The sequence below is a fragment of the Levilactobacillus suantsaiihabitans genome, assembly GCF_004745505.1.
GTDB lineage: Bacteria > Bacillota > Bacilli > Lactobacillales > Lactobacillaceae > Levilactobacillus > Levilactobacillus suantsaiihabitans.
The window spans coordinates 59239-72744 of the sequence record NZ_RKLX01000005.1 but is presented as its reverse complement, the minus strand read 5'-3'; the positions used below and the strand labels follow the sequence as shown (position 1 = coordinate 72744).

Annotated in this window: 15 protein-coding genes; 10 read left to right on the top strand and 5 right to left on the bottom strand. The window is 53.0% G+C overall.

From position 1 onward, the window contains the following. Positions 1-93: 93 nt before the first annotated feature. Entirely contained in the window at positions 94-312 is a 219-nt protein-coding gene (locus tag EGT51_RS04430) for a hypothetical protein (protein ID WP_135367564.1), read from the bottom strand. 240 nt (positions 313-552) lie between these two features. Between EGT51_RS04430 and EGT51_RS04425 the strand changes: the two genes are divergently transcribed. The 8 genes from EGT51_RS04425 to EGT51_RS04390 all read left to right on the top strand — a co-directional run bounded on the left by EGT51_RS04425 (position 553) and on the right by EGT51_RS04390 (position 7180). Further along, on the top strand, positions 553-870 hold the full coding sequence (locus tag EGT51_RS04425) for a glycine cleavage system H protein (lipoate-binding) (protein ID WP_135367563.1): 318 nt from the start codon (positions 553-555) through the stop codon (positions 868-870). A 15-nt stretch (positions 871-885) separates the two neighbouring features. Continuing rightward, positions 886-1776 (top strand): RluA family pseudouridine synthase, encoded by an 891-nt coding sequence (locus EGT51_RS04420; protein ID WP_135367562.1) that lies wholly within the window; start codon positions 886-888, stop codon positions 1774-1776. Between the two features lie 4 nt (positions 1777-1780). Next, positions 1781-2542, top strand: a complete 762-nt coding sequence (locus tag EGT51_RS04415) for a DUF1003 domain-containing protein (RefSeq protein WP_135367561.1) — start codon at positions 1781-1783, stop codon at positions 2540-2542. Positions 2543-3469: 927 nt separating this feature from the next. After that, a complete protein-coding gene (locus EGT51_RS04410) occupies positions 3470-4057 on the top strand; it encodes a GNAT family N-acetyltransferase (RefSeq protein WP_135367560.1) in 588 nt (195 codons plus the stop codon). Positions 4058-4177: 120 nt separating this feature from the next. After that, on the top strand, positions 4178-4630 hold the full coding sequence (locus tag EGT51_RS04405) for a MarR family winged helix-turn-helix transcriptional regulator (protein ID WP_135367559.1): 453 nt from the start codon (positions 4178-4180) through the stop codon (positions 4628-4630). 11 nt (positions 4631-4641) lie between these two features. Further along, entirely contained in the window at positions 4642-5160 is a 519-nt protein-coding gene (locus EGT51_RS04400; protein ID WP_135367558.1) for a GNAT family N-acetyltransferase, read from the top strand. Between the two features lie 64 nt (positions 5161-5224). Further along, positions 5225-5632: a hypothetical protein gene (locus EGT51_RS04395; protein WP_135367557.1), complete on the top strand. Its 408-nt coding sequence runs from the start codon at positions 5225-5227 to the stop codon at positions 5630-5632. 276 nt (positions 5633-5908) lie between these two features. Continuing rightward, on the top strand, positions 5909-7180 hold the full coding sequence (locus tag EGT51_RS04390) for a uracil-xanthine permease family protein (RefSeq protein WP_135367556.1): 1272 nt from the start codon (positions 5909-5911) through the stop codon (positions 7178-7180). A 765-nt stretch (positions 7181-7945) separates the two neighbouring features. On the opposite strand, the gene EGT51_RS04385 is transcribed toward EGT51_RS04390, so the two are convergent. Continuing rightward, positions 7946-8281: an AzlD domain-containing protein gene (locus EGT51_RS04385; RefSeq protein ID WP_135367555.1), complete on the bottom strand. Its 336-nt coding sequence runs from the start codon at positions 8279-8281 to the stop codon at positions 7946-7948. Beyond that, the gene (locus EGT51_RS04380; RefSeq protein WP_135367554.1) at positions 8272-8976 is read right to left on the bottom strand and encodes an AzlC family ABC transporter permease; all 705 of its coding nucleotides are present in this window, start codon (positions 8974-8976) and stop codon (positions 8272-8274) included. Before EGT51_RS04380 ends, EGT51_RS04385 begins: the two co-directional genes overlap by 10 nt. A gap of 187 nt (positions 8977-9163) precedes the next feature. Between EGT51_RS04380 and EGT51_RS04375 the strand changes: the two genes are divergently transcribed. Further along, entirely contained in the window at positions 9164-9403 is a 240-nt protein-coding gene (locus EGT51_RS04375) for a MerR family transcriptional regulator (protein ID WP_125574909.1), read from the top strand. 682 nt (positions 9404-10085) lie between these two features. On the opposite strand, the gene EGT51_RS04370 is transcribed toward EGT51_RS04375, so the two are convergent. After that, positions 10086-10808 (bottom strand): DUF4811 domain-containing protein, encoded by a 723-nt coding sequence (locus EGT51_RS04370; protein WP_135367553.1) that lies wholly within the window; start codon positions 10806-10808, stop codon positions 10086-10088. Then, the gene (locus EGT51_RS04365) at positions 10808-12310 is read right to left on the bottom strand and encodes an MDR family MFS transporter (RefSeq protein WP_135367552.1); all 1503 of its coding nucleotides are present in this window, start codon (positions 12308-12310) and stop codon (positions 10808-10810) included. Before EGT51_RS04365 ends, EGT51_RS04370 begins: the two co-directional genes overlap by 1 nt. Before the next feature lie 218 nt (positions 12311-12528). On the opposite strand from EGT51_RS04365, the gene EGT51_RS04360 reads away from it, so the two are divergent. Next, entirely contained in the window at positions 12529-12975 is a 447-nt protein-coding gene (locus EGT51_RS04360) for a MerR family transcriptional regulator (RefSeq protein ID WP_135367551.1), read from the top strand. Positions 12976-13506 lie beyond the last annotated feature (531 nt).

Below are 13506 nucleotides of genomic sequence, written 5' to 3'. Positions count from 1 at the left end.
TGCGAGAACCCCACTCAAAAAGTTGTTCAAATAAAAAACGGACCCAGCCCAATCAGCCGAGTCCGTTTTACGTTCAAATTGTGTGTCACGAATCTACCAGCAACCCATGCCCATAGCGGTGCTCCAGCTCCCCAAGCTGAGATAGCCGCCTAAGACGATGAGTCCTAATGCGACTACCGTGAATACCCCCAACAATGCGACGGTATCCTTGTCATGGTTAGTTCGCGGAATTAACCGTGCTAGTAGGAAAATAATTAGGACAACACCGGTCAATAAGATTAAACTACCGGTCAACCAACTGCCTGGCATCATGTGAATCTCCCCCTTTTTGTCTTCCATTATACAGAGTTTTGGCGGGAATGGGGGAAATAGCTCCCGAGAATTTGTGGGCTATGTTAAAATGAGACTTAATTACAGGTGTCGTTGGGGATGAGAGGTTCTAAACTTGACGATACCAACTTTATGGCTGAAACGGGTGTCGAAGACAATGGGTTTCGCTGAACCATCTTTGGGCCCACGCTAGCCGCAAAAAAATTGCAAGGGGTGACGACAATGATTGATCGAATTGAAGCAAGTGCAGACGCGCTGTGGGTAACGCCCAATGAAGACGGACTGATGCGTTTAGGGTTTGCGGATGATGGCCGTGAACTGGTGGGGCCCGTGACCCACATTTCGTGGTTACTCACCAGCGGTCAGGTGAAGCTAGGGACCCCATTTATGATCGTTCATGGCGAACACGAAGACCTGACGTTGCGGTCACCTTTTGCCGGGCGCATCCAAGCGGTCAACGACGCGTTGGCGGACCATCCGGAGCGGCTGAATAACCGCAACGATGACTTGGATTGGATGATTGATTTAGTTGATGAGTAGAGGAGCGAACACAGCATGGAGTTAAGTTGGCAGGTAACCCGTCCCGTCACCAGTTTGAAACGATTCTTGAACCAGCAGGGCGTCAGTCACCGCGTCTTCAGCGACCTGAAGCGCGATGGTAGCATTCGTGTCAACGGCCAGACCGTGACGCCGGCCGTGGATCTGCAGGTGGGGGATGCCGTGACGGTCGTCTTACCGGCCGAAGCCGCCGATCCCGCCGTGGCGACCAGTCGCGAACCCATCACCGTGTTATTTGAGAATCGCGACTGGTTGGTCGTGGACAAGCCAGCGGGGCTAAACGTGGTGCCGGGTCCCGCTAACCGGACGGACACGTTGGTCAACCGCATCAAGGGCCATTGGCTAGCAGAACAAGCCGAAAACCAGGTGCCACACATTTTGACGCGGCTGGACCGCTTCACCAGTGGGGTGGTCTGGGTGGCGCGCCATCGTTTGGCCAACAGTCTGGCGAGTCAGCTCCAGGCGGCCCATCAGGTGGACAAGCGTTACTTAGCCGTCGTCAGCGGACAAGTCGCCGACGACCACGGCATCATTGATGCGCCGCTAGCTAGCGACCCAGCCGGCTACAATCAAATGGTCTCACCCGCCGGCAAACCGGCTAAAACCGAATACTGGGTGGTCCAACGGTGGGCCAACGCCACGTTGGTACGGGTGAAATTGCACACGGGACGGACCCACCAGATTCGCGCGCATTTTGCGTCACTGGATCATCCCCTGATTGGTGACGCACTGTATGGCGGCCCGGCACTCGGCGGAATGACCCGCCAGGCCTTACACGCCCAAACGCTGGCCTTCACCGACCCATTTACTGGTGAAGCCCGTCAGTTTAGTAGCGAGCCGCCCGCAGATTGGCAACAATTATTACGAAATTTATCCAAGGAGTCCTGAGAGCATGCCAGAGCACACACAGATTACCTGTTTGGTCGATGGCGCGCCCCTGTCGTTAGAAACGAGTCTCCAGCTATCCGAGCTAGAGGTGGGGTTGCGCAACCGCATTAAGCGGGATTACCCGCAAAGTCAGCCGAGTGACTACATTTGCGGCCATCACCTCTTGAAGTATCGGCTGGATCACGTGGACGCGATGATCAATGCCGATTTGAAACAGACGAAAAAAATCAATCACAAATTAACCAAGGCCTTACAGAGCGACGATTACGATATTATTGATGTGAACGACAGCTTGAAGGAGAGCCTGACGTTTGGCCAAAAGGTCTCCGACGATGTAGCTCGGTTTGGCGGTTCTTGGGGCTTTATCTTCGTCTTCCTGTTCGTTTTGATTGGCTGGATGATTGTCAACGGGCTACACGTCTTTGGCGTGGACTTTGACAACTACCCGTTCATTCTGTTAAATTTAGTATTAAGCTGTGTCGCAGCGATTCAGGCGCCCATCATCATGATGAGTCAGAACCGCTCTGCAGACCGGGACCGGATGATGGCCGAAAACGACTATCACGTTAACCTCAAATCCGAACACGAATTGCGGTTACTTCACGCTAAGGTCGATCACTTGGCGCAGAACCAGGTCCCCCATACCATGGAGATCGAACGATTTCAGTTAGAAATTTTAGGTGAAATTCGTCAAGAACTCGCTGAACTGCGGGAAGCCAAGGCAACCGCTGATTCAGCAGAACGAAGGGAGTCTCACCATGAGTAAATGGATCACCGCTAGTCTCTTATTTGCCGTCGGGTTGGTCTTTGGCCAACGCGTCGCTGAGCGTACGGCCCATTAATGTCGACCCAAGCGTCACCGGCCATCAAGGCCACCCACAGGTTCCGTTGCCAGTCATTGGCAGCGGGGCCTGTTTTGTTGTACCGCGGGGGTGTGGGGGAGCTGGCCGCCTACTGTTGCGCGAAAATGGGCTGGAACGCGGCGGGCGGACCGGTCGAGCCACAGTGCGGTCTCGCCCTCGCTTTGAGCCGAAAACCACGTCTCAAAGACGCCAGTTCCCTAAGCGGGTAAAGACCACCCACTAAGGGAACTCCCACGGCTGAGCCCATTTTCGCTCCACTCTCGGCTCCGGTGGTGATTGGTCAACGCAACTGGTTTGTCCCCGCTTGCCAATAACTGGGGACAGGGGCTGGCTCCAGTTGTGATGCGGGGTCCCATTTCACCTGAGGCTATCGGGAAAATTACCGCCTATCCGTTCGTCAAGTATGAGCTGGAACATGGCGGGGGGGATTTTCGGCTGCATTGATGGCCGATGACAGTCAGGTCGGTTACTACCTACAAATCTGAATGGCCGCGATTGGTTTGAGCGATTGTAGCTGATAAATGACTACCTTGCCGGAGGCAGCCAGGGGTGGAGCCAGCTGTGTCGACGGTGTTAGCTGGCGTTTTGTGCCAGGTTACAGCGTGGGGCGACTTGGGAGACTGGCGGATTCTGCCAGGCTTTCAAGCGAGCCGGAAGCCTGCTTTTCAGGCTGGAGGCGTCCCCCATAGCAGGCGGAACCCCTGGCAGCCGCAGGCACTGGTTTCTGTTAGTTATAGTTAAGGCACCCGACATGGTCAAACAGCAAATGCTTTGACAAAGGCGCGCGGCTCCGGTAGGCTTAAGGAAGAACTAGAAATGGAGGATTTTTTGTGATAATTCGTGAAGCTCGACCAGCGGACGCACCGCAGATAGCGCCGCTGATGAACTTGATCTACGACGAAATGGAATTGACCGACCTGGAAGACGTTCCAGGCCCCGACTTACTGAAGGTCATCACGGCGGCGTACCGCACGCGGACATACTTGTCCGGGGCGGCAACCACGGTGGTGGCCGAGGCCGATGGCCAAGTAGTGGGGGTGGCGTTTGGCTACCCTGGTGAAAATGAAGACGTTGTAGATGACGTGATGACTCGCCTAGCAGCTCAAAGTGCCGCTTTCGACGAACCATTTGATTTAGATTCAGAGACCGCAGCCGGTGAATGGTATTTAGACTCATTGGCTGTCTCGCCGGATCATCAAGGGCAAGGGATTGGCCGCCAGTTATTGCGGGCGTTACCAATTTATGCCCAACGGGACCGGCAAGCAGTGATCGGCCTCAACGTTGACTTCGAGAACCCCGGCGCCATGCGGTTGTATGAGCGGATGGGCTATGAAGTCACCGGTAAGCAGATGATTGGGGACCACGAGTATTACCACATGCAACTCGAGATTGGGAAGCCAATCCGAGTGACCAACTAAGTTGACTTTTAATGTGGGGACCACCTGACTGGCGTTGGGTGGTCTTTTTTTGACAAAATTTTTATTGCAAATACAATATAATGACGTTACACTAGATGTTGCCATCAGGAGGTGAGTGACGTGACAGAGATTTTACGGCCCATCGGCAATATTTCCCGGGCGCTGGACGCCATTGCCAATCGGGAATTTCAACAGGTGCAGTTGACCAAGGGCCAGTACCTGTACTTGGTCCGGGTGGCCGAGCATCCCGGCATCATCTTGGAACGCTTGACCGAGCTACTTAAGGTAGACCGGACGACGGCTTCCCGGGCGGTCCAGAAGCTGACGACCGCGGGGCTATTGGAGAAGCGGCCGGATGCCGTGAATCACAAGATTAAAAAATTATTCGTGACGGCGCGCGGCGCTGAGATTTATCCGTTGGTGCAACGGGAAAATCAGTATTCCAATCAAGTAGCGCTACAGGGGTTTAGCCCAGCCGAGGCCCAGGTGCTGGCGGGGTATCTACAACGCGTTGAACAAAACGTAGCCGCCGACTGGCAGGCCGTTAAGCAGGGACACTCACGCGATTATTAAGGAGATGCAACATGACGGGAATCATCAAGCCTTGTACAGAGGCAGAAATTTTACAACTACAAGCCGTTTGCCGCCAGACGTTTACAGACACGTTTGGGGCGGCCAATACACCGGCGGATTTAGCGGCATATTTGGACACGGCTTACAACCCGCAACAGCTGTTAAGCGAGTTGCGGCAGCCGACGACGACCTACGAATTGATGTGGGTCGGCACGCAGGTGGCGGGGTATCTCAAGTTGAATTGGGGACCAACCCAATCGGAGCCGCGGGGGAACCAGACGTTAGAAATCGAGCGCATTTACATTTTGCCCGCCTTTAAGCGCCAGGGGCTGGGCCAGCAGTTCTATCAACACGCCGTCGACCGGGCACGGGCATTGGGGCTGACCTCGGTGTGGCTGGGCGTGTGGGAACACAACGCGGCCGCACGGAAATTCTACCAGGCCATGGGCTTCACCCAGGTGGGCGACCACGTCTTTCAACTGGGGGCGGACCGGCAACGTGATTTAATTTTAACCAAGACGCTGGTATAATGATGACTAAGTTGCCAGTAGACGGGAGAGCCCCAAGCTGGCGCGTTTAGGAGGAAATTAAACGATGAAAGACAATATTCAACTCGGTGACACTGAATTTGCTAACATGATGTTGGTCTTAAAGCAACCGGTCACCCAAGCCAACCACAAGGAATTCAAGTTCTTGGACGGCACGGAGACGGGGGAGATGCAAGAGATTGCGCCCGATATTTGGGCGATGCCTGCATACATGCAAGCCGACGATGACTTCACTATGTTTTTCTTGACCACGCAAATCGAATCTGGCGAGACCGTGATGGCTTTTGCGACCGGCGAAATGGCGGACGGCGACTTCCGGCTCAGCCAACCGATGGTCACGGGGGCTGGCCTGAACCTGTTACACGACCAACAACCGGACCGGGCCAAACGGGTGTTGAAGTTCTTAAACGACATTTCCAAGGCCGACGAGGGTGACTGGCGGATGGTTGATTAACCGCGATAACCTTCGGGTGATTAAGTCGCTATCATGACGATTGGTTTAGCGGTCAAATGGCCGGATGGCTAAAAACGATTCTCAACAAAGACCGTTGACCTGCCTTGACGGACTGGGTATACTAAATAAAAATATGTTCCTTTAACGTTGTCCCGTGAGGCAATGAAGGGTGCACACGTCGACCAGCGTCGGGCGAAGTCTACAGTGGGCACGTGCGTTTCTTCACGGGAACGGCGTGTCCTTTTTTCTATCTTGAGAATCTGGAGGCTTGCGTTCATGAAAACACCGTCGCGTTACCGTAATCCGGATGCACTGATCGACATTTGGGAACGTCCCAGCTGGGGTCAGTGGTTCGGGTTATCGCTACAGCACTTATTTTCCATGTTTGGGTCGACCGTTTTGGTACCCATTCTAGTCGGGTTAAACCCTGGTATCGCCCTCTTCAGCTCGGGCGTGGGGACCCTGATGTACATTTTGATCACCCGGGGCAAGATTCCCGCTTACATGGGGTCGAGCTTTTCGTTTATCGTGCCCATGGTCGCGTTGATGAAGACGACCGGTTATCCCGGCATCGCGCAGGGAACGCTGGCCGTGGGGGCCGTCTACCTGGTCGTGGCCCTGATTGTGGCTTTGATTGGGTCGGACTGGATCAATCGGGCCTTGCCGCCAATCGTGGTCGGTCCGATGGTCATGGTCATCGGGCTGTCGTTGGCCGGTAGTGCGGCTCAAAAGGCCACGGTCGACAGCGCGGGGACGTATCACTGGCAATACTTTGCCGTGGCCATGGCGACCTTACTGTTGACGATTGGCTTCAACCTCTACCTACGCGGCTTTCTGTCGTTGGTGCCCATTCTGCTGGGAATCGTCGCGGGTTACCTGATTGCGGCGGTTAGTGGCCTGGTGAATTTTAAACCGGTCCTCGCAGCGGCGTGGTTTCAATTACCCAGCTTTGAAGTGCCCATCTTGAGTTATCCGCTGCATTTCTACTGGGGCGCTATCGTAAGTCTGGCCCCAATTGCCTTCGTGACCATGACAGAGCACATCGGCCACATCACGGTCTTAAACGAACTGACCCACCGCAACTTCTTTGAAGATCCGGGGTTGCATCACACGCTGGCCGGGGATGGGGTGGCCTCAATCATGGCTAGCTTCGTCGGCGGCCCGCCCGTCACATCTTACGGTGAAAACGTCGGCGTGTTGGCCATCACGCGGGTCCACAGTGTGTACGTGCTGATTGGCGCGGCCGTGTTTGCCATCATCTTCAGCTTCGTGGGCAAGCTAAGCGCCCTGATCGAAAGCATCCCCAATCCGGTCATCGGCGGTGTCAGCTTCCTACTATTCGGGGTAATTGCCTCCAGTGGGATGCGCATCCTGATCGAAAAGCACGTGGACTTCAATCGCAAACGTAACTTAATGATTGCCTCGGCGATCCTGGTCATTGGCATCGGCAACGCGTACCTCAAGGTCGGCCAATACGAGTTCTCCGGCTTGGCTGTGGCGGCAGTACTGGGCATCGTATTGAACCTAGTGTTACCGGATAACGATTAAAGTGGCCGCCTACCGCGGCGCGCCAGATGCGTTGGAACGCTGTGGGCGGACGCACCGAGCCAAAGGGCGGTCTCGGTACTCGCTTTGAGCCGAAAGACACGTCTCAAAGACGCCATTTCCCTAACCGACTTCGTCGCTAAGGGAAATCCTACGGCTGAACGCATCTGGCGCGCCGCTCTCGGCTACGGTGGTGTCTGGACAACGTAACTGATTGTCCCTTTCTGTCAAAAACGGTAAGGGGATGCCATCAGTGGCGAGAACGCTGGTATGACCGGAAGAGACAAGGGCGTTTATCCATTATCAGGAAATTACAACAAGGTTAAGTCTTGCGAGTTTTGAACGAAAAATACCAACCATTCAGAAAAAACCGAATGGCTGGTATTGTCGTTTGATGGTATATTTGGGGGAGTGTTGTTATTGTCTCTACATCTGGAGAATAGGCTGCAGAAATCGGCAAGATAGCCCAATGACGGACTAAGTTAGTGGGGATGGACACCACCGTTTTGGCAGAACAGTGGACGACATCAGTGGTTGACTGCCACAATCGTAGCCGATAGTTCGCTAGAGATGCGTTCAGCTGTGGGAGTTCCCTTAGCGGCATGGGCCACGGCGCTTAGGGAACTGGCAACTTGGAGACGCGGTTCATTGGCTCCAAGTTGAGGACCAAGATCGTCCTTTGGCTTGGCCCGGCGCCCTCAGCGTTCCAACGCATCTCTAGCGAACGGCAAGGCGGCCAGCAAACACAAGTGTTGCCGGGCCACCTGGTTAGCCACCAATGGCGAAGTAGCGCAGGACGGCCATGGCCATGATGCCCACGACCACCACCATCAGCAGGCTCTTAGTCAAGATGCCCGCCAGCGTCGCCGGAATGGCCGCCAGGCAGTTGGCAACGTTGAGGGTGGCCAAGTGACCGGCGTGGGCGACAAACAGGCTCTCGCAGCACAGCGCCGTCATGATCGTGATGGGGACGAAGGACAGGAAGCTAATCAGCCAGTCCGGCATGTTGAGAGATTTAACAAACGCGAAGGGTAGCACCCGCGACAACACCGTAATGGCGCCGCAGCCGAGGATGACCCAGAGTTCCGTAAGACTTATCGACATTTTTTCAGCTCCATTCCAAATAAACAGCCGGCGACGGTCGCGATCATCAACGCAAAGTTTTGGCTCATGACCCCAATCAAGAAATAGTAGGCCAACGCGACGAATACCATGACGGTCAGCTGGAGTGACATACCGAGGTGCTTGTCACTGATCAGCTGGAGGTAGACCAGTCCGATAAACATGGCGGTCAACGCAAAGTCAAAGCCCAAGCGTGTCGGGTCAGCAATCAAACCGCCCAGCATGGCCCCAATCACGGTCGCCACGCCCCAGACCAGGTAGGCCACCAGATTGGCGGCGGATTGCCAGGCGAAGCTCAGACGGCCCTGGGTCTTATTTTGCTTATTCATGGCCAACGCGAAGGTCTCGTCGGTCACCAGGGTGCCAATCAACAGGTTGCGTAGTAGCGATTCGTGTTTGAAATACTGCGCCAGGCTGGTACTCATCAGAATCATCCGCGAATTGACCAGAAATGTCGAGATAAAAATTGCGGAAAGCGGGTCGTGTAAGAGCAACATACTGGTAATGATAAATTGGGCAGAACCGGCGTAAACGATAAAAGATAATCCGGCGACCACCAATAAACTGAGGTGGCTGGTGTGGGCGACGATGCCAAACGCCAGGCCGACACCAATGTAGCCGAAGACGGTTGGTAAAACGTCACGAACGCCGGTCTTAAAGGTCAGAGAAGGCCCCATGGACAAACTTCCTTTCTAAACTCTAATGGGATTTTAATCTCCAGTTTAGCGCTAACTTATGGTGACGTAAACCCGTAATTTATTCGCTCAAAAACACTTGAATTTTCTGGGCGGAAAAGGTTGCATTTCGGTAAAGGTGGTTGTATGATACTCTCATTGATAACGAATGAAAGTGAGGGTACGGGCGATGAAGATGAACTTAACTGAATTGGCAGCATCTGCACACGTGGACGCGAGCCGCATTGAGGATTACGTTAAGAACGGGCTGTTAGGTAAGGACCATTCCGCAACGGAATTCGATGATTCAGATTTGTACTGGATCGACATGATTCAATGTTTTCAGGATAACGGGACGTCTTTAGACGACTTGTCCGGGTTGTTACCACGCTGCCGCAAAGGCCAAACGCAACTAACCCAGGTGAACTAGTTAAGGTAATGAATCGGTAAAATGACCCACTCAGCAGCTCCACGGATTCCGGCCGTGAGCTGCTTTTTTTTCGGCATTTTTTGGCCGTATTGCAACGGCAACGGGGGCTGGGCGCCTTACCGTTACGTGAAATTCTAGGCTGGAACGCTGGGGAAGGACGGTTGGCGCCAAAGAGCGGTCGCCAGCCTTGCTTTGAGCCGAACCCCACGTCTCAAAGACACCAATTTGGTAGCCAAGAACGCAACTAAATTCCCCGGCTGAGCCTAGATTTCACTTCACTCACGGCTAACCGGTGTGCGTACCCGCAGCGGGTGAAAAGAGTCGAATGGTCACTGACACGGTGGGGAGGTTACTGGCGAAATGGTGCCAATGGCCGGGGATGTTCTAAGATAGTTGTTGGTAGTAGCCTAACAGTCGATTTGTGGTGGGGGCCTGCGGTTTTAGCGGATAGCGTCGTTAACCGTCTCTGTAGCCGGGAGTGGCACAGAGCCAGGTTCAGCAAGCCACGAGACCGTTTTTCAGGCTCGGGGCGGTTGTTCCCCAGCGTTCCAGCCTGGCAGTTGCGCAACGGTAAGGCGGCCAGTTCCCACAATCTTCGTCGGCCATCCCCCCCCAAGCCACAAAAAAACAGGCCCCATCACCACCAATGACGGTAGTGACGGGGCCTGTTTGCGACACGCGGTTACTTCTTGACCTGAGCAATCAATTGCTTCATTGCTTGGGCTTGGTAAGCAGCGGTGGCTTGTTTGGTGACCTGTTTTTGTTGCGCAGCGGACATGCTAGGGTTCTTGGTCATGGCAGCCATGACGGCTTTCTTGACGTAGGCCGTAGCGGCCGCTTTTTGTTTAGCCTGGAAGCTCTTGGACTTGGTTAAAGCTTGAAGCTTCTTGGCTTGGGCCGTACTCAAGACGGTCCAGTTCTTGTTGATGTAAATGGTATTGGTTTCCTTCACGTACTTGTGACCGTTACCGGACAGACCGAACCAGAACTTGTAGGCGCCGTTCTTGTATTCGCGGTACACCTTCTTGGTGACAATCCGGTTGGCACCCGTGGTCCGCTTGACGACGTTTTTGGTCGTGACCTTGGCCCGGGTGTGTTGGGTCTTCTTGGCGTTAGCACTGGTCTTGTAAACGTAGACCTGGTGCTTGTCGGCCGTCCCGATGGATTGATAGATCATCATCGGGAGTTGTTTCGACGGGGAAGCCGAGTAGATCTTTTGCGTCGACGTTTGGGTGACTTCGTGCAGGCCGTAGTGGTCATGGTCATTTTTCACCATGAAGAAGATACTGGTCAGCAGGCCGATCACGGAAATAGCGGTGAGGATGTTGCTGAGGGGCCGGTTGGCAATGTAGACGTTGCAAACGAAGGACAGAACAGCAAAGATAATCAGCGTAAAGACGATCATTATGCGGCACCTCCTTCAGTGGCTTTGTTTTCTTCGGCTGCGCTCTTGTCAGCTAAATGAATCGAGCGGTTGCTGCCCTTTAAGAAAAAGGCGATGACCAAGGCGACCACACAGAAGCCGACAGCAATCCAAAAGGCGGCGTGGTAACCAGACAGCGTGGCGTTGATGGCCCCGTTGGCGTAGCTCAGTGGGTCACTCTTCAAGACGTGCTTGGCTGGCATTTGGCCCTTGGTGACGTTGGTCAAGACACTGATCAAGATGGCGGTCCCCACGGAACTGGCCACTTGCCGTTGGGTGTTGTTGACGGCCGTCCCGTGAGAGATCATGTTCAATGGTAAGGCGTTCATCCCAGCGGTCGTGGCAGGCATCATGACCATGGCAATCCCAAACATCCGCAGTGCGTAGAGCAAGACGATGTACAACGTGGAAGTTTCCTTAGTGATCCAAACGAATGGTAAGGTCCCGACGGTCAGTAAGAACATCCCCATCGTGGCTAAACGCTTGGCACCGAAGCGGTCAAAGGCCCGACCGGTAATCGGACTCATGATCCCCATCATCAGGGCACCAGCCAACAGCGTTAATCCGGAGTGGAAGGCGGACATGCCCTTGACCATTTGTAGGTACAAAGGAATGACCATTTCGACCCCGACCATGGCCATGTTGACCACGGAACTCAGGATAGCGGAAACGGTAAATTCAGCAGATTTGTAAACCCGGAAGTTTAAGAATGGCTTGTCCATCGTCAGTTGACGCCAAACGAAGAGACCCACGAAGATGAACCCAATGGCTAAGGTCGACAGCACGATCGTACTGCCCCAGCCGTCGTCACCTACAGAGGAGAAACCGTACAGCATGCTCCCAAACCCAATCGTGGATAACACGATGGATAAGAGATCCAGCGGTTCCTTGTGCGTTTCCAAAACACTGTGCATGATCCAGAAACTGGCAATGACCACGATAGCCACGATTGGAATGATCATGCCGAACAGGTCACGCCAAGTCCAGTTGTCAATGACCCACCCAGACAGTGTCGGTCCAATCGCTGGGGCTAACCCGATAACGATTCCGGCCAGGCCCATGGCAGTTCCCCGTTTGTTAGCCGGGAAGATAGTCAGCATCAACGTTTGTAAGAGTGGCATCGATACCCCGACACCCACGGCTTGAATGAGTCGGCCAATGAGTAACATGGGAAAGCTCACGGCAGACCAACAGAGAATCGTTCCTAATAGGAAGGTTGACATCGCGCCGATATATAACCACTTGGAGCTGATGGTCGTCAGCAGCCAAGCGCTAATTGGGATCATGATCCCGTTGACTAACAAGAAACCAGTCGTCAACCATTGAACGGTGGAGGTCGAGACATCAAAGGCCTTCATCAAGGTTGGATAGGCAGTACTTAAAATGGTTTGGTTCAGCACCGTACAGAAAGTCCCGACCAGTAGCAAGACGACCAGTAGCGTCCGGCTATAGGACTTTCCATTGGTATCAATTGCAGTTCCCAATGTATATTCCCTCTTTATCCATAAAATTAATTCTGGGACTACTATACGCAGATTTAGGGTCCTTGTCAACTAGCTTGACATTCTTTTTAAAATATCTATACTGGTTGGAGAAAAGGATACAATGATAATAGAAGAACTCATAAATTTCACAACCGCTTTCATTTACACAATACCGGGTTTTCGGCGTAAGGGGAGCAGAAAGGTGGGAGGTACCCATGATGGACGAAGATGCATCAAACTTATTAAAGAGAATGCCAATTGAAGATTTGATTTTGGGCATTGGCGACGTGGCCGCGGCGACGGGGGTCTCACAGAGTCAGATTCGCTACTGGGAGAGCAAGGGCTACATTCACAGCGAGGTGGCGACCGACGGGAAAAACCGGAAGTTTTCCTATAAGACGGTGCTAAAAGTCCAGCAGATCAAGACGTACCTGGATGATGGCTACACCTTAGTGGGGGCGGCCAAGCGGTCACAACGGCGGTCCAATTACTTCGACATGTTGCGGTCATTTTTCGAGGGTCGCTTCGTCAATATGGCCATTGATGAGGACAATCGGCAGGCCAGTATCGACTTAGGCCCGTTCGATCCGGAACCCGGCAAAAATTTGGTCGCGCAAAGAATTGACGGCCACTGGCACTTTCAGCTGATTGATACCAAGAATTAGGGCGATTTGATTGTTTATCGCCGGTAACAATGGTAATCTGAAGTCACGGGAACATTTCTCGTAGGTGGCAGAAAAAACTTTCGATACCAATCGATCTTCTGGCTGGATTGGTGGTCAATCATGTTGTTGACGTGTTGTGAAACCAGGCGAATAACCATTAGTAATAGCGCGTTTATCTTGCGCATGGACTACGTTGGCAATATGTCAGCGTAAGCGATCGTGAAACTAAAACGACGTGTTTTCTGGAAAATTAATTGTGATTTTTCTCTCGCCGCCTACCGTTCCCGTGGGGCTCACTCAAGTTTAGAAAGTTCTTGGGTGGGTTTTTTATTTGGAATTAATGCAGATGATTTAGTTGCTGAATTACAGAAGTTTTAAAATATAAAGTCGATGAAAACAGTAAATTAGGATTGAACTATCATAACTCATAGTTCAATCCTAATTTTTATTGTATTAAAAATATTGACTTCTCAGCCTATCAAACAAGTATCTTCTTTAATTCGGTGTGACTATTTGTTGATGCTTATCTAT

What these genes read in the sequence shown, in the direction of transcription:
- EGT51_RS04430 (WP_135367564.1), bottom strand. Translation starts at nt 312, where the DNA reads ATGATGCCAGGCAGTTGGTTGACCGGTAGTTTAATCTTATTGACCGGT.
- EGT51_RS04425 (WP_135367563.1), top strand. Translation starts at nt 553, where the DNA reads ATGATTGATCGAATTGAAGCAAGTGCAGACGCGCTGTGGGTAACGCCC.
- EGT51_RS04420 (WP_135367562.1), top strand. Translation starts at nt 886, where the DNA reads ATGGAGTTAAGTTGGCAGGTAACCCGTCCCGTCACCAGTTTGAAACGA.
- EGT51_RS04415 (WP_135367561.1), top strand. Translation starts at nt 1,781, where the DNA reads ATGCCAGAGCACACACAGATTACCTGTTTGGTCGATGGCGCGCCCCTG.
- EGT51_RS04400 (WP_135367558.1), top strand. Translation starts at nt 4,642, where the DNA reads ATGACGGGAATCATCAAGCCTTGTACAGAGGCAGAAATTTTACAACTA.
- EGT51_RS04395 (WP_135367557.1), top strand. Translation starts at nt 5,225, where the DNA reads ATGAAAGACAATATTCAACTCGGTGACACTGAATTTGCTAACATGATG.
- EGT51_RS04390 (WP_135367556.1), top strand. Translation starts at nt 5,909, where the DNA reads ATGAAAACACCGTCGCGTTACCGTAATCCGGATGCACTGATCGACATT.
- EGT51_RS04385 (WP_135367555.1), bottom strand. Translation starts at nt 8,281, where the DNA reads ATGTCGATAAGTCTTACGGAACTCTGGGTCATCCTCGGCTGCGGCGCC.
- EGT51_RS04380 (WP_135367554.1), bottom strand. Translation starts at nt 8,976, where the DNA reads ATGGGGCCTTCTCTGACCTTTAAGACCGGCGTTCGTGACGTTTTACCA.
- EGT51_RS04375 (WP_125574909.1), top strand. Translation starts at nt 9,164, where the DNA reads ATGAAGATGAACTTAACTGAATTGGCAGCATCTGCACACGTGGACGCG.
- EGT51_RS04370 (WP_135367553.1), bottom strand. Translation starts at nt 10,808, where the DNA reads ATGATCGTCTTTACGCTGATTATCTTTGCTGTTCTGTCCTTCGTTTGC.
- EGT51_RS04360 (WP_135367551.1), top strand. Translation starts at nt 12,529, where the DNA reads ATGGACGAAGATGCATCAAACTTATTAAAGAGAATGCCAATTGAAGAT.